General features: G+C 40.5%; 24 protein-coding genes and 1 tRNA gene. 11 read left to right on the forward strand and 14 right to left on the reverse strand.

The genetic code is table 11. The annotated features are described in order from the left end of the window. The first annotated feature begins 64 nt into the window (after positions 1–64). The 10 genes from ACRD67_RS09945 to ACRD67_RS09990 all read left to right on the forward strand — a co-directional run bounded on the left by ACRD67_RS09945 (position 65) and on the right by ACRD67_RS09990 (position 6,467). Positions 65–149: transfer RNA gene (locus tag ACRD67_RS09945), tRNA-Ser, on the forward strand. A gap of 484 nt (positions 150–633) precedes the next feature. Continuing rightward, positions 634–1,503, forward strand: coding sequence for an AraC family transcriptional regulator (locus tag ACRD67_RS09950; protein ID WP_430966987.1), 870 nt, complete (start codon positions 634–636; stop codon positions 1,501–1,503). A gap of 54 nt (positions 1,504–1,557) precedes the next feature. Then, positions 1,558–2,634: a 3-keto-alpha-glucoside-1,2-lyase-like domain-containing protein gene (locus ACRD67_RS09955; protein WP_430966988.1), complete on the forward strand. Its 1,077-nt coding sequence runs from the start codon at positions 1,558–1,560 to the stop codon at positions 2,632–2,634. A gap of 42 nt (positions 2,635–2,676) precedes the next feature. After that, on the forward strand, positions 2,677–2,775 hold the full coding sequence (locus ACRD67_RS09960; protein WP_430966989.1) for an AraC family transcriptional regulator: 99 nt from the start codon (positions 2,677–2,679) through the stop codon (positions 2,773–2,775). A 70-nt stretch (positions 2,776–2,845) separates the two neighbouring features. After that, positions 2,846–3,724, forward strand: coding sequence for an RNA polymerase sigma factor (locus ACRD67_RS09965; protein WP_430966990.1), 879 nt, complete (start codon positions 2,846–2,848; stop codon positions 3,722–3,724). A gap of 105 nt (positions 3,725–3,829) precedes the next feature. Then, positions 3,830–4,333, forward strand: coding sequence for an SRPBCC family protein (locus ACRD67_RS09970; RefSeq protein WP_430966991.1), 504 nt, complete (start codon positions 3,830–3,832; stop codon positions 4,331–4,333). A 40-nt stretch (positions 4,334–4,373) separates the two neighbouring features. Continuing rightward, a complete protein-coding gene (locus tag ACRD67_RS09975; protein WP_430966992.1) occupies positions 4,374–4,967 on the forward strand; it encodes a DinB family protein in 594 nt (197 codons plus the stop codon). A gap of 26 nt (positions 4,968–4,993) precedes the next feature. Beyond that, positions 4,994–5,617 carry an SRPBCC family protein gene (locus ACRD67_RS09980; protein WP_430966993.1) on the forward strand — a complete coding sequence of 208 codons (624 nt, stop codon included), beginning with the start codon at positions 4,994–4,996 and terminating at the stop codon, positions 5,615–5,617. Positions 5,618–5,627: 10 nt separating this feature from the next. After that, positions 5,628–5,981, forward strand: a complete 354-nt coding sequence (locus tag ACRD67_RS09985; protein WP_430966994.1) for a SnoaL-like domain-containing protein — start codon at positions 5,628–5,630, stop codon at positions 5,979–5,981. Positions 5,982–6,083: 102 nt separating this feature from the next. Beyond that, positions 6,084–6,467, forward strand: coding sequence for a hypothetical protein (locus ACRD67_RS09990; protein ID WP_430966995.1), 384 nt, complete (start codon positions 6,084–6,086; stop codon positions 6,465–6,467). 188 nt (positions 6,468–6,655) lie between these two features. Here ACRD67_RS09990 and ACRD67_RS09995 read toward each other — a convergent pair whose 3' ends face one another. The 7 genes from ACRD67_RS09995 to ACRD67_RS10025 form a co-directional block, all read right to left on the reverse strand. Continuing rightward, on the reverse strand, positions 6,656–7,093 hold the full coding sequence (locus ACRD67_RS09995) for a DinB family protein (protein ID WP_430966996.1): 438 nt from the start codon (positions 7,091–7,093) through the stop codon (positions 6,656–6,658). 40 nt (positions 7,094–7,133) lie between these two features. Beyond that, complete coding sequence (locus tag ACRD67_RS10000) at positions 7,134–7,973, reverse strand: helix-turn-helix domain-containing protein (protein WP_430966997.1); 840 nt, start codon at positions 7,971–7,973, stop codon at positions 7,134–7,136. Positions 7,974–8,025: 52 nt separating this feature from the next. Beyond that, entirely contained in the window at positions 8,026–8,547 is a 522-nt protein-coding gene (locus ACRD67_RS10005) for an SRPBCC family protein (RefSeq protein WP_430966998.1), read from the reverse strand. 34 nt (positions 8,548–8,581) lie between these two features. After that, the gene (locus tag ACRD67_RS10010) at positions 8,582–9,331 is read right to left on the reverse strand and encodes an SDR family NAD(P)-dependent oxidoreductase (protein WP_430966999.1); all 750 of its coding nucleotides are present in this window, start codon (positions 9,329–9,331) and stop codon (positions 8,582–8,584) included. 70 nt (positions 9,332–9,401) lie between these two features. Beyond that, positions 9,402–9,830: an SRPBCC family protein gene (locus tag ACRD67_RS10015; protein WP_430967000.1), complete on the reverse strand. Its 429-nt coding sequence runs from the start codon at positions 9,828–9,830 to the stop codon at positions 9,402–9,404. Positions 9,831–10,279: 449 nt separating this feature from the next. After that, on the reverse strand, positions 10,280–10,744 hold the full coding sequence (locus tag ACRD67_RS10020) for a hypothetical protein (RefSeq protein ID WP_430967001.1): 465 nt from the start codon (positions 10,742–10,744) through the stop codon (positions 10,280–10,282). A 139-nt stretch (positions 10,745–10,883) separates the two neighbouring features. Further along, the gene (locus tag ACRD67_RS10025; protein ID WP_430967002.1) at positions 10,884–13,382 is read right to left on the reverse strand and encodes an AAA family ATPase; all 2,499 of its coding nucleotides are present in this window, start codon (positions 13,380–13,382) and stop codon (positions 10,884–10,886) included. 623 nt (positions 13,383–14,005) lie between these two features. On the opposite strand from ACRD67_RS10025, the gene ACRD67_RS10030 reads away from it, so the two are divergent. After that, positions 14,006–15,220, forward strand: coding sequence for an adenylate/guanylate cyclase domain-containing protein (locus tag ACRD67_RS10030; RefSeq protein ID WP_430967003.1), 1,215 nt, complete (start codon positions 14,006–14,008; stop codon positions 15,218–15,220). 15 nt (positions 15,221–15,235) lie between these two features. Here the strand turns inward: ACRD67_RS10030 and ACRD67_RS10035 are convergent, their stop codons facing one another. From ACRD67_RS10035 to ACRD67_RS10065, 7 genes are all read right to left on the reverse strand, one after another. Continuing rightward, the gene (locus tag ACRD67_RS10035) at positions 15,236–15,700 is read right to left on the reverse strand and encodes a hypothetical protein (RefSeq protein WP_430967004.1); all 465 of its coding nucleotides are present in this window, start codon (positions 15,698–15,700) and stop codon (positions 15,236–15,238) included. Positions 15,701–15,714: 14 nt separating this feature from the next. Continuing rightward, positions 15,715–16,179, reverse strand: coding sequence for a cache domain-containing protein (locus ACRD67_RS10040; RefSeq protein ID WP_430967005.1), 465 nt, complete (start codon positions 16,177–16,179; stop codon positions 15,715–15,717). A gap of 43 nt (positions 16,180–16,222) precedes the next feature. Beyond that, on the reverse strand, positions 16,223–17,734 hold the full coding sequence (locus ACRD67_RS10045) for an FAD-binding oxidoreductase (RefSeq protein WP_430967006.1): 1,512 nt from the start codon (positions 17,732–17,734) through the stop codon (positions 16,223–16,225). Positions 17,735–17,768: 34 nt separating this feature from the next. Continuing rightward, positions 17,769–18,404, reverse strand: a complete 636-nt coding sequence (locus tag ACRD67_RS10050; RefSeq protein ID WP_430967007.1) for a peroxiredoxin — start codon at positions 18,402–18,404, stop codon at positions 17,769–17,771. A gap of 315 nt (positions 18,405–18,719) precedes the next feature. Then, positions 18,720–19,340: a response regulator gene (locus tag ACRD67_RS10055; protein ID WP_430967008.1), complete on the reverse strand. Its 621-nt coding sequence runs from the start codon at positions 19,338–19,340 to the stop codon at positions 18,720–18,722. A gap of 1 nt (position 19,341) precedes the next feature. Beyond that, on the reverse strand, positions 19,342–21,189 hold the full coding sequence (locus ACRD67_RS10060; protein ID WP_430967009.1) for an ATP-binding protein: 1,848 nt from the start codon (positions 21,187–21,189) through the stop codon (positions 19,342–19,344). 280 nt (positions 21,190–21,469) lie between these two features. Next, on the reverse strand, positions 21,470–21,694 hold the full coding sequence (locus ACRD67_RS10065) for a hypothetical protein (RefSeq protein ID WP_430967010.1): 225 nt from the start codon (positions 21,692–21,694) through the stop codon (positions 21,470–21,472). Positions 21,695–21,747 lie beyond the last annotated feature (53 nt).

A 21,747-nucleotide genomic window follows, 5' to 3' on the forward strand; every position in this document is an offset into this window, starting at 1 on the left:
GTGCTCGTAAAAAGGAAAAGTATTACAAATCGGGTTGGGGCAGAAAAACGCTCAAATCCAAACTGGAGGAATGGCAGAGTGGTCGAATGCGGCAGTCTTGAAAACTGTTGAGGGTCACACCTCCGGGGGTTCGAATCCCTCTTCCTCCGCAAAGAAAAGCTTCACCCCAAGTGAAGCTTTTTTTATTTCCTGAAACAAGGGAAAGCTTGCTTTCCAGTTGTGAAGGGGAATAAAAAAACAGCTCCGACAAGGAGCTTTTCTTTGCAGGCCTCCCCTATTGGGATGCACGACCGAAGGGAGTGAATCCCCTTTCCCTCAAAAAACCAACTTGTTCCGGCCCGCCGAGAATAAAAAAATAGCCCCGCCAAGGAGCTTTTCTTTGTAGGCTCTCCCCTATTGGGATGCACGACCGAAGGGAGTGAATCCCAGCCGCATCCTCTGGCCCCTCTATTCAAAAGAAACTACTCATATCGAATCTAATCATTATTTTAGCTTAGCATACTTTTGCCTCTACCGCAACCTTGACGAATTGAGTTTCCATTGAATTTGTCAGTAAGATGTTATGGCATAAGAATCTTAGGCGGAATCCTTAGGTTGTAAAACATATAAAGCAAGTAATACAAAATTACCATTTTGCGAAAATTCATTTTTGAAAAAAGAAAATACGGATTCGAATTGCTGATGGATTTACATAGGTTCGAAGGGAATCCAAACGTCTTTTTTGACCCTGCTCCACACACAACTGATTTTTTTGAGATCCTAATTTTTGAAAAAGCAAATGGAAAGATCGAATTAAATGGACAGTTATTGGATATCGTGGAGAATAGCTTTTTTTTTATTTCTCCCTTTCAAAAAAAAAGTTGCAAAATAGACCTCTCTGGAATCAGAGGTTTTCATCTTGTTTTTCAAAATGACTTTTTGTCTGACTTTTTTGATGATAAACTCTTCACGTATCGGTTACAATACTTTTATAATTCCCAACACCCACAATATGTGCAGTTAGAAAATGAAGATTACCGTGTTATACGATTTGCGTTGGATGAAATTATAACTGAGATCAAAAATTTTCAAAATGATAGCCTGCACATATTGCGTCCACTTTTGTATTTCTCTTTGTCCAAGCTCAACCGGTTGTTTTCAAAACGCTACAATATTTCCCCCGACACACAATCAAATTCAACAATTTATAAGTTCAAGGAATTACTCGAATTAAACATTTGTACAATACATTCCGTTGAACAATATTGCAGTTTTTTAAACGTCTCCCGCCATCAATTAAATGCAATGGCAAAAGAACATTCCGGATGTACATCAAAGGAAATGATCAGCAATAGGTTGCTTCAAGAGATAAAAATGGAACTTCGATATTCCGATAAAACAATCTCCGAAATAGGATATGCCTTAAATTTTAGTGAATCCAATAATTTGACAAGATTTTTTAAAAATTTAGAAGGAATTAGTCCCTCTTCTTATAGGGATAATTACCAAAATGATAGTGATTAATAATAAAGTGATACAACGATAGAAGTTATAAAGACTGACATTTGTAAATAAAAAATGATGAAAAAACTTCTGTATCTATTAACCGCTTTATTGAGTTATCAACTATCCATTGCCCAAGACACTACAACAAAAATTGATATGGTCGCTTCTAGTTGGGACTTGCCCTTGGAAGCTACTTTTGAAAGATTTGACCATAGGGAAACCCTTCTTCTAAAGAGTGGAAGGGCTATGGTCAAAAATCAGAAATTCACCAATGGAACCATTGAAGTGGATGTGTATGCCAATGCAATCAGGAGTTTTGCAGGTATTACTTTTAGAAAGCAAAAAGAAAACATGGAGGAAGTATATATGAGGCTTCATAAATCCAACCAAGTGGACGCTATCCAATATACGCCCATTTTTAACAATGAATCAAATTGGCAATTATTTAGAGAATACCAGGCAAGGGTTTCCTTTAAAAATGCAGGTTGGAATACATTACGTGTTGAGGTGAACAATAAAAGTGCCGAGGTTTTTGTGAATGATGAAAAAGTAATGTCTATCGATCAGCTAGTTACTGATAATGGTGCAGGGGAAATTGGACTTTTTGCTCTATTTAGCAATAGGTTTTCAAACTTTAGATTTACCCCCAAGAATGCAACGGAGTATACTGAAACTGGGGATAACAATCCGATTGACCCAAATATTATAACCCAATGGGAAATTACGAATGCAAAGCCATACAAAGGGGAGGAATACCAACTTGATGATTTTTCAAAAGAAGAATACACGACTGTCACGACCGAAAAATCAGGACTTTTACCTATTTCCAAGTATATTAAGAAGACTTCTTCGGGCAATTTTGAGCAAAATAAGGAGGACTACATCATTGCGTCTACAACGGTTTATTCAAACAGCAGCGAAACAAAGCTTTTTTCATTTGATTACAGTGACAAAATAATTGTTTATTTAAATGGCAAAGCCATTTTTAGAGGCAATAATGCTTTTAGGGCAAAAGGAATACAACACATGGGGCATATGGGCATTGATGTCAACAAATTATACTTACCACTTGAAAAAGGAGAAAACAAACTTCAATGTGTAGTTATAGATAAGGCCAATGGTTGGGGTTTAATTGCAAAATTGGAATGATACACTTTACCACAGTTTTTATGTTCTTCAATCGCTTCAAAAATGAATTCGACCATAGCCTATGATTGCGGATTTAATGATGCCAATTATTTTTCAAAATCTTTTCATGGTAAATTCGGTGTATCACCAAAAATGTTCTGAAAGAGGTTTTCTTAAATTTCATAAAGTTGTCACACAATGGGAAAAACTTCATCTAAGTAAAAAGTGTATCATGGAAAATCCATTTTTAAAAGAATACAAAAGCGACATTGATGACCAAAAACTAGTTGCCGATGCTCAAGAGGGTGACAAAAGTGCCTTGGAAACACTTATTTTAAAACATCAACCTTTTATTTATAATATTGCTTGGAAGTTTGTACGCAATCCATCCGATGCCGAGGATATCACTCAAGAAGCTATTATAAAGATTATAACAAATCTTGCCAAGTTCGAAAATCGAAGTGCTTTCCGCACCTGGGCATATCGTATTGTGGCCAATCACTTTCTACTGATACAACGTAAGCCAATTGAACAGGTTTTTGAAAACTTTGAAGCAATGGCCAACGGGCTGGCAATGACACCGGATCAACCGCTTACAGATCTTGAGAAGGTTCAACAACAACAACTCATAAGAGAGATGAACTATAGTTGTATGAGTGGAATGCTATTATGCCTTACCCGTGATCAACGCATTGTTTATATATTGGGTGAAATGTTTAATGCAGATCACACTATTGGGTCCGAAATATTGGAAATCACCAAGGATAATTTTCGAAAAAGGTTATCCCGGGCACGTAAGGATCTGTATAATTTTATGCAGAATAAATGTGGTTTAGTAAACAAATCAAACCCTTGCAGGTGCCATAAAAAAGTAACCTTTGCTGTTGACAACAAGATCATTGACAGTAAAAATTTATTATTCAATAAAGAAGAGTTCAGCAACTTTAAACAGTTCATTAAAAAAGATGCAGATGAGATGCTGGATATTGTAGATGATAAATATGCAGAGCTATATGGAGCGTTACCCTATAAGGAAGATTTTGACAAAAAGACCTTTATGGAGGACATCGTGAACGATGACCATATTCGTAATCTAATGAAATTGAACTAGAGGTTTCAGCATTTATATTTTGAACCTGAGCATTTTGTTCAGGTTTTTTTATGCAAAGTTGTCACAGCTTCCCTTTTTCTTAATCTAAGTGAGAAACACAAGACGATGAAGTTTCAAATAACAAGACAAATCAACGTTCCAGATAGTAAAGTATGGGAAGAATTATGGGATCGGTATCACAATGTATGTGATTGGGCCAGTACGGTTAACAAATTGGATGCCCGCGAAGTAGGGAGCAATTATAAAAACGGAAGAACGTGTACCTCCACTTGGGGAGAAGTAAGTGAGATTGTAGATAGTGCGGATGAAGAAAATATGACCTATTCCTATTACGCGGACCGTCTGCCTAGTATGATGAAAAGTGCTAAAAACTCATGGAAAGTAGTCGCTAAATCCGTCAATGTAAGTGAAGTAGTAATGACTGGTAATATCGTTTTTGCGCCTTTACCAGGTTTGTTAATGGGTTGGATGATGAAACCTAAAATGAGAAAAGACCTGGAACAAACCCTAGACGATTTCAAATACTATATGGAAACAGGTAGGCAAACCGAGGCAAAGAAAAAGTCAGATACAAAGTTCAATAAGAAAAAAGGCAATAAGGCCGCATAATGAATACGCTTAAGTGAAAGCGTAAAAAACTAAAAACCAAATGAAAAGAACAGTCGTAAAATCTATAGTCATTTTAGCGTTAACCATAGGAATAACTTCTTGTAAGGAACAGGTTGAAGTTGCAGAAAAAGAAACCATCAAGGATGTTTCTAAACCTAAGGATATTCAAGTGCTAAAGGCACAATATGACCTTCAAGCATTCTTATTGTCAAAGAACTTGAGCGACGTTACAGATGCTGAAGCTAGCAAACACATTAAAAATGCCAATAGTCTTGCTTGGATTGCAGGGCATACGCTGGATATTCAGTATAACCTAGCCATGCTACTGGGGCAAGCAAATGAGAATCCCTATGCAGCGCAATTTGCTTTTGGAAAGAAGTTTGATCCCAACGCCTTTTATCCCCAGTTATCTAAAATGATTGCTGATTGGAATGCCTTATCCCCCAAAATTACGGAGGCGTTGGGTAAACTAACAGAAGAGCAACTGAACGCCACACCACCATTTCAAATTCCATTTCCTGAACAAACCATGAGAGGTCTTTACGCCTTTCAGATGCATCACTTAGGTTATGAGCTAGGGCAAATAGGTCTCTACAGAAAGTTCTTGGGGAAATCGAGCTTTAGGTATCAATAGCACAAATCATCTAAATTCTTACTACCATGAAAATTACAATCAAATCTTACATTACCATGGCCATTTTTGGCTTTGTAGCGACTTCAATTTCTGCGCAAAGTATGAGCAAAAAGTTCAAAACTATTAAGGTAGAAATGAAAATCAATGCTCCGGCAGAACGCGTGTGGGAGGCCATGGTATTGGATTATGGGGAAATCTCAAACTTCTCACCGTACATCTATACATCAGATTACATAAATGGCTCTGTAAAAGGAGTTGAAGGCGCTACCAGAAAATGTTCATTCAATGAGAAAGGCACACGTTGGACACACGAACGGATAGCCGAAATTGACAAGATAAATATGACCATGCGTAACGTAGTTATAGAGGCCCAGAAATTCCCGCTAAATATGGACAACTCGCAAGCCTTTTATACAGTACGTGACAATGGGGATGGTACCTGTACTGCGGGCTATGAATTTCAATATAGAACAAAACCTGCTTTTATGGGAGGCTTGGTGAAAGGCCAATTCAAGAAACAATTAGGTGGAACCCTTGTAGGGCTAAAACATTATATAGAAACAGGAGAAGTAGTACGAGCTGGCAATGGTAAATATGACGAGATAAAAAACAATTATCCGAAAGCAACAGCAATTAAAATCAAATCTTAATTCAAGTATAATGACAAATCAAGAAGTAGCAAACCGTTTGGTGGTTTTGCTAAGAGAAGGTAAGTTTAACGATGTTTATGATGAGTTGTTTCATCCAGACGCACATCATATTGAACCACAATCACACTATTTTGCAGATGTAAAGGGTGTAGAAGCCATTAAGGCCAAAGACGCTGCTATGGGCGAGCATCTTGCAGGGGTAGAATTTATGGACATTGGTAACGCAGTAGTTGCCTCTAAACATATTGCCATTCCTTATAAATTGACTGCAAATCTTAAAGATGGCAAGCAAATGATGTTGGATGAAATTATAGTATATGAAGTAGCCGATGGGAAAATTTTAAGTGAGCAATTCTTTTACTAATATGCTGAAGACCCAAAAGCCTGAACGTTGTGTTCGGGCTTTTTTTGCGAAGTCATTGCACAAAACCCTTTTTAATCTAAAATGTGCATAACATATATTCTAATGGCAACAAGCATTTCCTTTAAAGAAACTATATATAAGCCTAAAGAAATAGTAAGCATTGCTATCTTAGAGGCTTTTGAGATATTGAACGGATTTGGACATATTGAAAGCACAAGTTATTCTGGAAAGCATAGTATCTATTCTATCCTATTTAAGGATGGAATTATTTGTAAAAACATATTTAATGCTACTGCTGTGATATACTTTAAAAACAATAACAGGACTAACAGGGGTAATCAAACCAATATAGAAGCAATACTTTCCTATAGTATCACGTCAAACTCATTTTTGTCACGGCTTTACCTAAATTACTTTGGCAGACTTTATATTGAAAAAATATCAAACTATTTCATAAGTGATTTTATGAAGCGAATTGAGAAATAGCTGTGATTATTTCGTTGGAAAATTAAATTTTGGGACTTTTCGTCTCTGGAGGAACATTCTTACCGATTTACTATATCCTATGCAGAAAAACCCAAGTCTTTTAAGCTATTGGCGCGGGGAGGAGAATAGTCGGTTACGGAGAAAAGGCTTACTTCTTTTTTACTTTGTTCTTTGCTCTATTCCGTATTTTACCAACCAACATAGGACGGCGATTTTATCCCCATCATTCTTAAATAAACGACCAATTGTCCACGATGATGTGAGAGGTGGTTGTCCATAGTGAGCAAGATAGATTCTCTAGATACTTTTCCATACCACATTTCCACTATTTCAGCTAATTCCGAAGCATTTGTGTTTTCCAAAAAAGAGAGAATCCTATCAAAGAACTCCTCTAAGTTCTTAGCAATATCTTCCTTGGTTTTGGTGGAAGATTTTTCGAGTTCAGTTCCTGTAATAAATCTACTGTGGGTTCGCATCCAAGTAGTAATGTGGCTTAGCTGTAATTGGTAGGTTTTTGCTCCATCAATCGGTTTGAATTTTAAGTCTTCCTCATCAACCAAATCAACAAATTTCAACGTATAGCGCTTATTGCCTTTCCACTTTTTGATGAGCTGTTTAATTTCCATTGGTGCTAGATATAAAGGTTCAACAAATACATAAATCAGACTAACCCCTCTCGCGATACTCCGAAGGGGAAACCCCATACTTCCTGGAAAAAGTTTTCGTAAAATTACTCAGGTCCCCAAACCCACATTCATAGCAAACATCGCTAACCCTCTGGTTCGTTGAAGAAAGAAGTTGCGCCGCACGTTCGAGCTTAGTCCCGATAATATACTGCCCAGGTGAGCTGTTGTAAATCTCTTTAAACTTTCGCCTAAAAGTAGAAACGCTTAAGTTCATTAAGGTAGCAAACTCCTCCATGGACAGGTTATGAAAGACATGCGCCGTTACTACTTTTTTAAATTCAACTTGATGGGGATTGAACATATCGGATAAAATCTCCCTTACTTCCTCACTATCCAGTTGATATAGTATGGCGATAAGTTCCCTTAATTTGAGCTTAATCGTATCGGTATTGAACAATTTGGGATTGTCGAAATAAACCAGTAGACCATCTATATAACTTTTGAGAATGACGTTTTTTTGTATTTTCTGAAAAACACGATGATGGTTGTTAATGGGGTATTGCAAGTATTCGGGAATGCTATTTTCAAAAATAAATTTCAACACATCTGGAAAAAAATGGATGGTAATCGCTTCGTATGGGTTGACTTCTTCGGTTACCTTCCATTTGCTGATGAAGTTTCCACATTTCATTAATACACATTCATCTGTACTGATGGTCGAGGTTTTATCGCTACCATATACATCACTAGTACCATTAACGGCGTAAAGCATACAGGCTTCACTCTCCATAATCTCCGCACCGCTGATAGGAGGTTTGAACTTTATACGTTTAAAAACGGTCTTGTCTAAAAGTTCTATTTTTTGAAAATCGAGTATCATGTTGTAAAGATATGGGTTGAGCAAGAACACCAACTCAACCCATATCTGTTTTTTAATTGAATTTCTTGTCGAATTGAGCCATCGCCTCATCTAAAGCAGACCCCAAAAAGCCTAAAAACTGCTCTTTCGTCATATGTGGGTTTTCGACAAATGTCCAGCTTGTAGAGTTCCAAACCACCATCGACTTTTTGTAGCCTAAGTCCACAACCTTGAACATATTAACCATATCCTTGGCAGGAACGCCGGAAACCGCGTAAGAATAGAAACGTTTCTCATCATCAAACTCCGAAATGGTTTCGCTATAGGAAACAGTACCTTTCTTTTGTCCAGGCGAAGTACATTTTCTTACTAAACCTTCTTTAGGAACCTTATAATCGTCAATCCAAACTTCAGCTATGAAATTTGGAAACAACTCACCAAATTTGTCCAATTGTCTGAGTTCCTCCCAGACATTATCTACCGAAGCATTGAGAACTACCGATTTTGTCATAATGGCGTTGGCCTGTTGTGCTTGTACATTCATTGTCATTAAGATTGTGATTACTACTGCAATTGTTTTAATAGGATTTTTCATTATTTATTAATTTTATAATTGTTTAATGGCTTTTTTAGCTTAAAGAAATTCCTGCATCGACAGTTATTTCCTCTCCGGTGATATACGCTGCTTCATCAGATGCCAAAAAGGCTACTACGTTCGACATATCTTCGGGTTGAGCAGGTCGTCCCAATAGAATTTTAGGCATCAATACCTCCTCCAAACCTTCTATTTGTTTCTCTGTCATCCCTGTTTTCATAATAGCTGGTGTCTCAGTAAACCCAGGGGAAATGGCATTTACTCTTATTCTTTGCGGCGCTAATTCTGCTGAAAGTGCTTTTATCAATGAAAGTAATCCACCCTTACTAGCCACGTAAGCGCTCATCGTGGTCCAGGCTCTGTCTCTTGCGGTTGTAATGTTAAAAATGAGACTCGCTCCTGCATTCAAATGTGGAACAGCAAATTGAGTCAAGAAATAGGGTCCTTTTATGTTTACATCAAAACTCTCATCAAATATCTCTTCAGAAGTGTCTGTGAAGCCTGCGAACTTTACCACACCTGCATTGTGAAAAATGATGTCAAGCTTGCCATATTTTTGTATTGCTAAAGCTATCAGCTTCTTATTTTCTTCTATTTTTCCTTGGTCAGCCACAACCGTAGTGAAATCCCCTTCCACATTTTGAAACGCTTCTTTAAGGGCTTCTTGTCTTCGGCCCGAAATCACAACTTTTGCTCCTTCTTTTATAAATCTGAGGGCAGATGCATAACCGATTCCACTATTACCTCCAGTAACAATGGCTACTTTTCCTTCTAATTTTCCCATTTTGTTCTTAAAATTTGAATAAGAAAAGCTGTTAAATGATAGATTATTAAACAGCTTTTTATGATAGATGTTAAGCAGCCGTGGTAGCTAATTCCTCTAGCTTAGAGGCACCCTCAGCATAAATATGTTCAATCTGTCCTTTCAGTTCTGTGAAGATTTCGTCAGATGCTACGTTCATCTCTACTGACCAATACATCGTCGTTGAATTACCGTTTTCTTCCAATTTAATGTAACCTACGATGTCCGTGGCTGGAAAAGAGTGTTGTTTGTGAATCTGGTAAACAAATGTTTTCTCAAGATCGGAAACCAAAAAGATTTCTTCAAAAATGTCTTTGTTGCCATCTGGAGTAGGCACATCACAAGTTCTAGTGTTGCCTACTACTTTTGAACCCGCAAGGATAGGTAACCAATCTTCCCATTTTTCACCTGTTTTAATCAAATCCCATATATCGGTGATTGGAGCTTTGATCTTATGTTGTGTTTGAATTCCTTTTTTCATTGTACTGATTTTAAAATATTATTGAATAATTTAACAGTACAAAAGTGCAAAGTTGAAGAGCAATTCCTTTGGTAAATGTGTTCAAGGATTTGGTAAATTCAACCAAAAACATGAAGCTGCAGTACAAAAGTCTGTCGTTTTGAAAGTGCAGAAAGTGATTCTCGCGACCAAAAAACACCAGAAAGGGGAAACCCAATCCTTTTGACCGGTTTAAACGTACTATTTCGCCATGCAAATCAATCGTATCGTTTGACGCTTTATTCCGTTTTTGAATTTGATAACAAATGGTATTTAGCGGGGGACAAACCTAGGTTGGAAAAACAGTACTAACGGTAATTGGTGATGGCCATGACCTGCCAATTTATCCGCCCTTTTAGGGCACGACAGCCTGTTGCACCTAGCGTCTTGCCAAAATATAAATAGGAAGGTAACGCCGGTATTTGATTCAATCAAACGATGCCTTCCTCTATTTCCCATATTCTAACATTTCTGCCATCACCCAGGAAAGACGTGTCTAACCAAACGTTCAAAAACGCTTCCGAAATATGGGAAGCACCTTCCTTACAGACCTTGTAATAAGGCACATTGGGGAGCAGGTCGTTATTTACCAACCTTCTTCCGTTGTAAAATTCTGGAGCGCACAGGGCATAGGCTTCTATGTGGTCTGCCTTATTGCCTTCAAAGGGGGAACATGAAATTTTCACTAAGGAATACCCCACTTCGCGAGCAATAAAAGCATCAAAATCTGACCGTTCAACCTTTCTTAATACGCCGTTTGCCACATCGGTGGTCTTCCCAGTATATTGCAGGTTGAACACGCCAAAATATTCGTCCCCTCTTTCTGGGTCATCATAGATTGGCCTACTTCTCACATTTTCATCTGGATCATAATTTAGTACTCTTTTGACGCCCATTCCCAATACAGGTAATAATTCGGTTGAACTTTTAATAGCTACTGAAGAGGAGTATTGATTGATCAGACTACCATACCCAAACAAATAAAAACCATCAACCGAGTTAAGAAATTCACGCCATGGATAGGATATTAGTTTTTCACTGCGGTTCATGCGCTCTAGTAAGTTTTTTTAATTCTTGCCATCTGGAATAACATATACCATAGGTTAACCAATTATTTTCCCTGACGGAAACAAGTAATTGTTCGGCTTCTATTTTTCTTTTCGAAGCAACTTCCGTATTCCCTATTCTATAATTCGTAAGTCCATCTAAACACAGGGCCCTAAAGTACCTCATGGTCTTGGCCAATCCATAGGTTTCACAATCCACAACACTCCTGTTGGCCATATCCAGTGCTAAATCGTATTTTTCATACAAATAGTAAAGTTCCGCCAACTCCGTTGATCCAAGAACCATGGATTCATGGTATTTAACCTCTTTCAACTCCTGGTAACTTTCCAATAGTATTTCTTCGGCTTCTTTAAATCTGCCATTACTTTTAGACATTCTTGCCAACAATCGACCATTGCTTTGCTTGTTGATTAAAAACCATCCATAGGGGCCTTCCTGTTTTAAAATATTGTATGCTTCTTCAGCTTCCGTTTTCCCCCTTTTTAAGTCCCCGGTATCGGCGTATAGCAATGCTAAATTGGTTTTGAAACCGAGAATCCACCTATCTTCCCCTAAATTTTGATAATTCTTTATGCATCTTTTAAAATACGTCTCTGCCATTTCCGCATCACCAATTCTCCAGCTAAATATTCCGGCATAATTCAAAACCTTGCCCAGTTGTACATTATATCCCTCTAAATAACCCGCAGCCTTTTGAAAATTGTCTTTTGCCAGTTTTAGCTCCCCGCGTTTTTCATAACGTTTGGCGTCCTCCAGAATGATAAAAGCATAGTTTGAGATACCCAAGGCATTTTGCTGTTCTTTTGAAAAGTTTAAGACTTTTTCGATGATAGATTCCCGTAGTTCAAATTTCCCCAGCTCTGCCGACAGATAGGTGCCTATCCTATAACATTCACCAAGTGTGGAGTTTATTGACTTTTCTGCCTCCAAAATGTTTATGGCCTCAATTATAAGATCCATGCTTTCATGTCTTAAATTGGTACTTTTTACTACTCTGGCCTTGGACATTAGTAATCTGGAGCGCTTTACACCATCCTTAAAATGCTGCAGGAGGGGGTCATATAATTCTTTGAGAATTATATAGGGCCCGGTTTCATTTAGTACCCGCTCGATTCGGACCAACAAATCGACCGCCAGGTCTTTTCTATGCTTTGTGCACCATTTAATGAAGTTCTCAATATTTTCCAGATCAAGTCTGACCTCTTTTACAATTTCGATGTAGTTTAAATCCTGTGAAGTTTTACCAAAAATTAGTCTTTCTATTTCAATTATTCGATCCAGGTATTTGTGGCATATCGCCTCGAGATATTCATGCTGTAAGCTTATGTCTTGAGAATCCATTGTAATCTCAAGCATTTGCCGCGCAAAAACATACATCTCGTACTTAGGTTCAGAACAGTTGGGGTATTCCATGTAACGCAGTAAACTATGCTTGAAGAGCATAATGGCCGTATCCTTGGTTTCACCCTGATTTTGGTGGCTGGGCCATATGGGAAGGTTTTTCAAAAAGAAGCCATTTTTAAAAAAGCTCAAATAGGCGAAGAACCTCTTTTCTTCTGGTTTCAATAAATTAAAACTCCAAGAAAATGCGTTGTACAAAGACCTTTGTCTGTCCGACAAATCACCAAACGCAATGGGAATTTCTTGTTTTAAAGTGTCCTGAAGCTCTTGTTTAATGTCTATCAATTCTTTGTCTATACTTCTTACGGCCAATAACCTAATGCCCAAGGGCAGACTGGAAACGCTGTTGCAAAGCTCTATAATTATTTGACAATCATTTTCGTTGAACTTTTTTCGCGTTCTACCTTCTTCAAAGCACAGTTGATTATGAATTTTAAAAAAGAGTTTGATTGCGGAATATCTATCTGCCAGTTCCTTTATCGTAAGTCCTTCGGTAGAAATCGCATTTTTAAGAGGTTTAAGCTCAAATAGCTTAGCCCTGTAAATACTGATTCGGCTGGTAATTATAATATGTACCTTTTCGTTCTTCCGAAAAGGATCTATCAATTCTTTTCGGATTTTAGCATCCAATTTATTGTTTTGAACTATTTGCTCATAATTATCGATAAAAATCAGCGTAGGGACCGATATTCCCATCGCTATCATCTCCAAATCTGAATTTTGTTCCAGATTTATCCCTCGATTGAACGCATTCCTAGCAGATTTAAAGGCGTCTTCCACGGTTTCCCCTTCTTCATTATCTGGTGGATTGACATCTTCCAAGTCAATTTCAAATTTCTTTTTGAAAAGCTCGAGCTTTCCTGAATGGCAAACTTGTTGAACCAACCTTGTCTTACCCACGCCAGAAGGGCCTAACACACAAACCATCTTGTTATTGATGATTACCTCACTTAACCGATCAAGATTGTCGCCATCTGAAACATATACACCTTCAGGGTTCTCCACCGTAATGTCTTTGGCTTTATCTACTTTTTTTTCCTCTCTTTTCCTCCTAGCGTTCTTCATCCATGGGAGGTTGTTCAGCCACCAATCGCGTTTGGTTTCATCGCTCTTCGCAGTGCCAAAACTGTTCACATATGCAAAAAACAAGGAAAGAACAGCTACAGTAACAAGAATAATGGTTTGCCAAATACTATCCTTTGAGAAAATCCGATCTAAAATTCCTTCAAGATCTTGAACGATAGGAATTGATAAACCGACTTGTAAAATTTTGGTTAGCATTGGTGGCTTTGAGAGGATTTAAAAATGTATAGATTTTCCCTTGAATAATTTCAACTACGGGGATAATTAGTTGAATCAATTAAGTTTAGGGTTGAAAATAATTTATAATTAAATAGCATGCAAGAATTTATCTCCTTGAATTGGACAATGTTACACCAAAACTTGTCCCGTCAGGAGTGTTTTTGGCAATTGTTATTCGGAAATAACAAGAATCAATCGAATAATAGGTCATTGAAAACTCGAGAAACACCCTCAATTATCCCCCAACTGTCCGCCAAAGTAAGTATGGCCTGTTTTAAGCTGTAATACACAGGTATTTTTTTCTACCTTCCCAATGAAATAGCGTGCTGGCTCTAACAAACCGAGTCAACCAGTAACAAACACCCAACCCATCGGCTCAACCCTCCATGAAACTTGCGACAATACCTAAGAATGAAAATGCAAGAATTGCGGATTTGCTTTCCATAAACCTATCCGCGTCGGATAAAAAAGCACAGTTTGACCGCATTGTGATGATCGTGTCCAAATGCCTCGATGTGCCCATTGCCTATATTTCGTCCATAGGATCTACACAACAGAACATCCATGCCTCCTGTGGTCTAAGTTTCCAATCCTCTGATCGCTCCACCTCCTTTTGCGGGCATACCATCTTGCAACCCGAAACCCTTATCGTGGAGGATACCTTGCAGGATTCCAGGTTTTTTGACAACCCTATGGTCATCAACGACCCTAAGATTCGATTCTATGCGGGCTTTCCCTTAACCAGTTTGCTGGGCAACGGCATAGGTGCGCTTTGTATAGCTGATAGCATTCCTAGAAAACTGAATGAAACTGAACGCTTAATATTCGAAACCATCGGCAACCTCCTCGTAGAGCGCATTCGGATGTATAAGCTGGGGGATCTTCAGAAACAAATAAATATTTCCCAAGAAAAGTTGGAAAAAGTCAATAATCAACTTAACCAAAGCAATCAATTTTATCAGCAATTGTTTGGTCAGTATATGAGTGAGGCCTTGTTGAGAACCATCGTGGAGGACAAGAAAAATACCAAGTTGGGAGGAGAAGAACGCTATGCCACGGTATTGATAAGCGATTTGAGGAGGTTCACCTCCATGTCCGAAGCCTACAGCGCCGATACCATCGTGAACATCCTAAACATCTATCTCGAAAAAATGATTACCATCATCCATAAACACGAAGGCTTTATCAATGAAATTCTGGGGGATGGCATACTGGTCATCTTTGGAGCACCAAACGCTCTGGAGAACTGTGCGCAGCGAGCCATTGAATGCGCAAGGGAAATGCAGGCCGGACTCCAGGAGGTCAATAAGGAATTGGAGACCAAAAAACTTCCCTCCCTAGAAATGGGTATCGGCATTAACAGTGGCTTCTTGGTGGCCGGAAATATTGGCTCCAAAAAGCGAATGAAATATGGCGTTGTAGGGGAAACGGTAAATATCGCCGCAAGAATAGAGGCGCACACCATTGCCGGACAGATCTTAATCTCCGAAACCACCTATGACATCGTCAAGGACTGGGTGGAATACATCGGGAAAATCCGGGTGAAGATCAAAGGCATCACTAATCATATCACTATTTATGATGTTTCCCAGGATGCCTAACCGATATCCTATTGGTCAGTTTCCATCGCACACGCCATGATTTGGCGCAAAGACATAGGTTACATTGCCCTGTTTCCATTTTCCTGCAATCATTTTTTGGATATCTATGGGATAGTAGGTCTTTGCGTTGGACGGATCCGTGATTTCCAAATAATAGGCTTTCTCGTATTCCAAAACGTCCCAATCGCCAGAATTGGCCGCTTTGCCCGCACCATAGGCTCTGTTGTCTCTATTGGTAGTGTTCTGGGTGCCTTTGACCGTGTACGATCCCTCGTAGTCGTAGTGGTACCTCCCATCGGAACAAAAATTGACATAGGTAATCGCACTGGCCGAATTGTCCGTGACATAGGAAGATTCCGAATAGATGACCAATTGGCTCCCGGCTATGTACTCCTTTAATTTTTGTATCTCGTCCTGAGCGTTCATTTTTGGGCTTATGGCCATCAGGATCGCCGTTAAAAAAAATATTCGATTTCGCATGGTTCTGATTTTAATTATTCGATGAGTTTATTCAATTCCTCCAAGGTGATGGTTTCATTGTAGATTCCCGATCCTACTTGAATTCCTAAGCTTTTTACGGTCATAACGTAACTGATCTTACGCATGGGGTCTCCCCCCTGGGGTCTCGGCCAAATGTATTCCACCCACACACCTTTGGGTCGGCCACTTTCCTCACACATTTTTACGCCATAGCGAAAGCCATTGAAGTCCGTGTGCTGCTTGATATCGCCCCCTACCCGATCGGGAAATGCCGGATTGGCCAACACCTTGTCCTCGGCACAATTGAAGGAAAACACATAGGTATCCTTCCAGCTAAATTCCGAACTGCCGTCCCGTAAGACCTCCAATCCCTTCATACCCTGATCTTTCAACAGTTGGGCCGCCTTTTTTACCTTGGTCACCACCTCTTGTGGTGTTGCATGTTCCGTGCTCGGGTTTTTACAGGACGATAGCCCCAAAAAAGTTATTAAAATTATAAGGAATCCGCTGTGGGTTCCCCTCTTAATCCGGTTTAATGTTCTGATTTTTTCTAAATAGGTTTTCTGGATCATATTTCTTTTTGATTTTTTTTAGTTTGATAAATGTACTGTCCGAATAGGCATCCTTTACCCTATTCTCCCCTTCATTATCCATGAAGTTTACGTACACTTTGCCTGTTCCTTTTTGTTTTAGTTCGTTAAACAGTCGGTTTGTCCATAGTTCTTGCTCCGTAGTCTTTAGGGAATCGAGCCAGCGGGTCTGAATGACCATGCCAAATCTTGATTTCCGGTTGCCGAATGCAGTGGCATGCTCGGGCATCCGCCCGAACGCGCCCTCTAGATGTTGGATTTTAACGTCCGAATACGGCGAGCCCTGGGGAACATTCCGCTGGAGTACCTCGACAATTTCATCCGTTACCTCCATAAAATAATGGCCCTTCCAGATGTTATGGAACCCGTTGCCCCAAGCCCCATCCAAACTGGACTGCCATGCGGTATACGTCCTGGTCTTTACCAGATCTGCCACTGGCGGGACGATATTTCGTAAGGGAGCGCTGTAGTCTTCCCCTTCCGATATTGGACCGTTATAGGTTATGGCAATAGCTACAATGGGTTCTCCATGTATTTCCTCGGGCAACTGGGCCGATATAGGGGCCTTACGAAACAATAACCAGGTTCCCAAGGCATCGGGCACCTCTTTTATATACTCTCGATAAAACCTAACCACTTTTTTGGCATCCGACATCCTGTAGAACACCAAACCGGCCAGGATTTCCGGCCCTACTTCGTGCAATTTGAACTCAAAGGAAGTGACGACACCAAAATTGCCGCCACCCCCTCGAATCGCCCAGAAAAAATCCCTGTTTTCATTTTCGCTTAGTTGAAGCAGCGCTCCGTCTGCCGTAACCATTCTTGCGCTTATCAGATTATCACTAGCGGCACCCAGCGACCTATGGAGCCACCCGAGACCACCCCCCAGGGTATAGCCACCAATACCCACTTGGGATATGATGGCCCCTGTTGTTGCCAGTCCATAGGCCTGTGTGGCCTCGTCCAACTGACCCCATCTGACACCAGGTCCTACCCTAACGGTCTTTTTTTCGGGATCAACGGCAATAGCATCCATTTGCGATAGATCCAGTACCACACCCCCATTGTTGAGGGCGAAACCGCTGCTGTTATGTCCCCCTCCGTTAACGGACAACAGAAGACCATGGGTCCTTACAAAATTGATAGTCTTGACCACATCTTGCTCATTCTGGCACTTTATGACCACTGCAGGACGTCGCTTTTGTCGTTTGCTGTTCCAAATCTCAATAGCGGTTGTATATTCCGAATCCTCTTCCGTAAGTAGTTGACCTGCAATCGATGCTTTCAGTTTTTCCAAGGTATCGCTTGCAATACTGACATAGCCAGCATCCATAGATTTAATGGATAAGGAAGATACTTTCTCTTTGTTGGGATGGCAACCGTACAAACCGACAATTAGAAGGCCTAATAAAAAGATAGGGATAGGATTGATGCTTTTCATCATACGAATTCAATTAGGTTTTAAGACCCAAGGTTCCTTACACCGGGACCTCCGTTAACCTCAAATAGGGTTTTACGGTCTCAAATCCGTTGGGAAACAATTCAGAGGCCTGTTCGTCGGATACCGAAGGAACAATGACCGCCCTATCACCCTTTTTCCAATTAACAGGTGTGGCCAGTTTGCGGTAGGCCGTTAGCTGTAAGGAATCAATGACCCGCAGCAACTCCTCGAAATTTCTACCGGTGGAAGCCGGATAGGTAAGCGTTAGTTTCACCTCTTTCTCCGGTGATATCATAAAAACGGACCGTACCGTCATCGTAGAATCTGCATTGGGATGGATCATCCCGTATAATTCTGACACGCTCCGATCATCATCAGCGATAAGGGGAAAATCCACCTTCGCGTTTTGCGTTTCTTCGATATCCTTTATCCATCGCACATGGGACTCCAGGTCATCCACACTGATGGCAGCTACCTTTACATTTCGTTTTTGGAACTCTTCCCTATAGTTGGCCATGGCACCAAGTTCGGTGGTACAGACGGGGGTAAAGTCGGCCGGATGGGAGGCCAGCATGCCCCAGCTATCGCCCAGCCATTCATAAAAATTGATTTCTCCTACTGTTGTTTTCGCATTGAAGTTCGGGGCCTTATCCCCTAATTTAATTGCATTCATATATTGGATTTAAAAATTAGATTGTTGTATATTTTTATGGGTAATCTTGTTTTGCCCGGATATACCGCCCATGGTTTAAGCGCCAACCTCTGTTGGCGCATGTTCTACGGAACCTATATCATAACAATTCTCATCATCTCCCTTACAAGAGACGAACATCAGGGCAGTACAAGCGAGCATTAAAATAATCTTGACAGTTTTCATAATGTATGTATTAGTTTTAGCCAAATGTACGGGCAATGGGCCGGCTATTTTTAACCGAAAAGCAGCAAAAACCAAAATGGCGGAAAACAGGTAGGGAATACCTTATGGCAGTTAAATAAGGCCCTTGTGGATAGCGTATTTTACCAGTCCGGCAGCGTTTTTTAGCCCGAGCTTCAGAAGAATGTTTTTACGGTGGGATTCTACCGTATGGACGCTCAGGAAGAGCTTTTCGGCGATTTCGTTGGTGGTATACTGGTCCGCTATAAGCTGTATGATCTCTTTCTCCCTGGGGGAGATTTCCGTGGAATGCTTATCGTCCTTTAAACTGTCCATGACAATGCTCACCGTCTCGGGCGTATGGAAGGTGCCGGTGCTATGCACGGTACTTATGGCTTGGACGAGTAGCTTCTTTCCAGAATCCTTGGGGACATAGCCATTGGCCCCCGCCTTGATGATGTTTTTAATGAATTGTGGGGATTTGTGCATGGTAAGCACCAGGATTTTGGGAACATTTGGCATTTTCCTTACCGCGCGCATGGTGTCAAAGCCATCCATGCTGGGCATTTCGATATCCAATAGCAGTACGTCTATTGGCGCTTCCTTTAAAAGAGCCAGCACTTCCACGCCGTTGCTTGCCTCCCCTATCACGGTCATAGTGTCCTGTTCCTCCAAAAGGGAAGCCAATCCTTCCCGGAACATGGTATGGTCATCTGCTAGGGCAACGCGTATCATATTACAGCGGTATTAAGATGTTCATGGTGGTACCTTTTCCCAACACTGAATCGATGTCTACCGTACCTTTTAGAAAGGCCACTCTTGATTTAATGTTGGACAGTCCCATCCCTGATGGGGTGTCTGTCTCCATGCCAAGGCCATCGTCTTCGACCATCAGGTTCAAATGTTTTTTGTGCCTATTGAGGTAAATATTCAACTGGCTCGCCTTGGCGTGCTTGATCACATTTTGGATGATTTCCTGAAGGATCCTGAACAAATGAATTTCTTTGGTAGGGTCAATTCGGCCCTCCATGTCGTGCACGTACAACTGGGCTTTAAGTTCCGTATCCTGTAATTGATCCAAGGTAGTTTGGATGGCCGAAACCAAGCCAAACTTCACCAGTTCACCGGGCATAAGGTTATGGGATATTTGCCGTACCTGTTCCGATGTTCTGGTCAAGGTTTGTAAGGAATCTTCCAACTCCTTGGACTTCCCCTGGTCTTTTTCATAGAGACTCAGCAATTTGTTCTTTGTCAGGGCCAAGGATCCACCAACGCTGTCGTGCAGGTCCTGTGAGATGCGTTTGCGTTCTGCGATCTGGGTGTCCGCAATGGCGCCAATAAGCTCCTTTTGCTTTCTATTTTTACTATACTGTCTAAAGATGACGAATATGGAACCGAACAACAGTATGGCTCCCAGTAGGCCTAGGGATAGCCGGCGTATCTTTAAATTTTGTTTGGCCATGGCAGCCTCGTCCTTTAATTTCTGTTGGGAAAGTGCTAAAATGTCCTTTTCCTTTTTCTCCGTGGCGTACTTTATTTCCAGTTCGCTCACGTTCTTTAAGTGCTCCTCGTTGACAATGCTGTCCTTCCATTTTTCGTACAACTTGCGGTGGGCTATGGCTTTGGACAGGGCACCGATCTTTTCATAAGTCTCGGCCAGACCCAAATAATTGTTCAGCACCACGTCCCTATAGTCCAGCGCCTTTGCTATTTCCAGACTTTTTTCAAAGTTGTCGATGGACAGGGTATACCTTTTCTGTTTCGAATAAAGGTTGCCCAAATTGTGCAAGACACTGGTAAGGGTAGATTCATACTGTTCGGCTTCGGATGTGTTAAAACACCTGGTGTAATATTCCAGTGCCAGGTCGTAGTTCCCTTCCTTTTCATACAGGGCCCCAATGTTGTTGTAGTTTCTGGCGATGGCCCGTTGATCGCCCAGTTCCTCACAGATGACATTGGATTCTAGGTACGCAGCTATGGCATCCTGATAGCGGTCCAGATGTTTGTAAATAATTCCCAGGTTGCCCAAGGTATAGGATATGCCCCTCTTAATGTCATACTTTTTGCAGATTTCGAGGGATTTGTTCATATATTCCTCCGCATTGTACCAATCTTCCAATTTGATATAGGCAATACCAATGTTGTTGAACACCTGGGCTTTGCCCTGCTCCATTTCGTGGGCACTACTAATTTTTTCCGACTGTAAATGCGAGGCGATGGCCTTGGCGTATTCGCTTTTATAAAAATGGGCCGTGCCCTGCATGGTATAGGTATCGATCAACTGTTGGGGACCAAGACTTCCTCGCTTTTGTAAGGCCAGTTCCACGTAATGGAGTACGCTATCGTACCGGTTGTTGAGCATATGATCCTGGATCTGGGCCACGATGACCTTGCCGACCAGGGAATCGTTCTCGGTCCTTTTTGAAAGCAATACGGCCTGTTTAAGATGAAGCTGGGAGGAATCCGTATTGCTTCGCTGTAGTTGTTTGAACAGGGTTAAATGCAGCTTTGCTTTTTGACTGTTGTCTTTGGCCAAGGCGAGTTCACTCCTTAAACTATCCAAGAGTCCAAGGTTCTGAGACATTGTAACTGAGGGAGATAGCAGTGTAAGGTATAGGAGAAAAAAAAAGACTACACGCATATATCAACCAAAAAACATGAAGAAAGCCAAGTGTAAAAATACGATGGGTGAGGCTATTTTTTCCTAAAAATTGTGTAAACATCCTCTTTTGGGACATAAACGGTCGTGTAATCTTTATAAACGACTATTTCAAACCCTGATCCTAAAAAAGGCACCGTAGATTATGGCTCCGTATACCCCTATTTGTGCCGTTTAAGCTTCCCTCCAAAACGATTACCAACTCCTATACCCTTTCCGGCTGTCCCTTTAAGCGCTTTTCTATTTTTTTCTTTTTGACCGTCAACCGTTTCATGATATCCATGAGATTGGAATCCTTGGTCTTTTTATAGATTTCGTTGATTGCTAAAATAAGTCGTTTTGCCTCTCTAGAGGCTGCTACTCTATCACTGGTAGACATATGACTCATTTTAGCGCTTTCAAAAGCTGCTACTTCGTGTAAAATGTCCATTGTCTTTGTTTCTTTTGTTACAGATTAAAAGTAAGCAAACAAATGAATTATAA

The sequence above is a fragment of the Eudoraea algarum genome (assembly GCF_050589645.1).
GTDB lineage: Bacteria > Bacteroidota > Bacteroidia > Flavobacteriales > Flavobacteriaceae > JBNGOQ01.

Excerpts from the sequence above, each read along its gene's own strand:
- ACRD67_RS09995 (WP_430966996.1), bottom strand. The coding sequence starts at position 7,093 with ATGGAAATTAAACAGCTCATCAAAAAGTGGAAAGGCAATAAGCGCTAT.
- ACRD67_RS10035 (WP_430967004.1), bottom strand. The coding sequence starts at position 15,700 with ATGCGAAATCGAATATTTTTTTTAACGGCGATCCTGATGGCCATAAGC.
- ACRD67_RS10015 (WP_430967000.1), bottom strand. The coding sequence starts at position 9,830 with ATGAAAAAAGGAATTCAAACACAACATAAGATCAAAGCTCCAATCACC.
- ACRD67_RS10020 (WP_430967001.1), bottom strand. The coding sequence starts at position 10,744 with ATGGGCGTCAAAAGAGTACTAAATTATGATCCAGATGAAAATGTGAGA.
- ACRD67_RS10065 (WP_430967010.1), bottom strand. The coding sequence starts at position 21,694 with ATGGACATTTTACACGAAGTAGCAGCTTTTGAAAGCGCTAAAATGAGT.
- ACRD67_RS09985 (WP_430966994.1), top strand. The coding sequence starts at position 5,628 with ATGACAAATCAAGAAGTAGCAAACCGTTTGGTGGTTTTGCTAAGAGAA.
- ACRD67_RS10055 (WP_430967008.1), bottom strand. The coding sequence starts at position 19,340 with ATGATACGCGTTGCCCTAGCAGATGACCATACCATGTTCCGGGAAGGA.
- ACRD67_RS09970 (WP_430966991.1), top strand. The coding sequence starts at position 3,830 with ATGAAGTTTCAAATAACAAGACAAATCAACGTTCCAGATAGTAAAGTA.
- ACRD67_RS09960 (WP_430966989.1), top strand. The coding sequence starts at position 2,677 with ATGAATTCGACCATAGCCTATGATTGCGGATTTAATGATGCCAATTAT.
- ACRD67_RS10000 (WP_430966997.1), bottom strand. The coding sequence starts at position 7,973 with ATGATACTCGATTTTCAAAAAATAGAACTTTTAGACAAGACCGTTTTT.
- ACRD67_RS10005 (WP_430966998.1), bottom strand. The coding sequence starts at position 8,547 with ATGAAAAATCCTATTAAAACAATTGCAGTAGTAATCACAATCTTAATG.
- ACRD67_RS09965 (WP_430966990.1), top strand. The coding sequence starts at position 2,846 with ATGGAAAATCCATTTTTAAAAGAATACAAAAGCGACATTGATGACCAA.
- ACRD67_RS10060 (WP_430967009.1), bottom strand. The coding sequence starts at position 21,189 with ATGTCTCAGAACCTTGGACTCTTGGATAGTTTAAGGAGTGAACTCGCC.
- ACRD67_RS09990 (WP_430966995.1), top strand. The coding sequence starts at position 6,084 with ATGGCAACAAGCATTTCCTTTAAAGAAACTATATATAAGCCTAAAGAA.
- ACRD67_RS10030 (WP_430967003.1), top strand. The coding sequence starts at position 14,006 with ATGAAACTTGCGACAATACCTAAGAATGAAAATGCAAGAATTGCGGAT.
- ACRD67_RS09955 (WP_430966988.1), top strand. The coding sequence starts at position 1,558 with ATGATGAAAAAACTTCTGTATCTATTAACCGCTTTATTGAGTTATCAA.
- ACRD67_RS10050 (WP_430967007.1), bottom strand. The coding sequence starts at position 18,404 with ATGAATGCAATTAAATTAGGGGATAAGGCCCCGAACTTCAATGCGAAA.
- ACRD67_RS10025 (WP_430967002.1), bottom strand. The coding sequence starts at position 13,382 with ATGAAGAACGCTAGGAGGAAAAGAGAGGAAAAAAAAGTAGATAAAGCC.
- ACRD67_RS10045 (WP_430967006.1), bottom strand. The coding sequence starts at position 17,734 with ATGATGAAAAGCATCAATCCTATCCCTATCTTTTTATTAGGCCTTCTA.
- ACRD67_RS09980 (WP_430966993.1), top strand. The coding sequence starts at position 4,994 with ATGAAAATTACAATCAAATCTTACATTACCATGGCCATTTTTGGCTTT.
- ACRD67_RS10010 (WP_430966999.1), bottom strand. The coding sequence starts at position 9,331 with ATGGGAAAATTAGAAGGAAAAGTAGCCATTGTTACTGGAGGTAATAGT.
- ACRD67_RS09975 (WP_430966992.1), top strand. The coding sequence starts at position 4,374 with ATGAAAAGAACAGTCGTAAAATCTATAGTCATTTTAGCGTTAACCATA.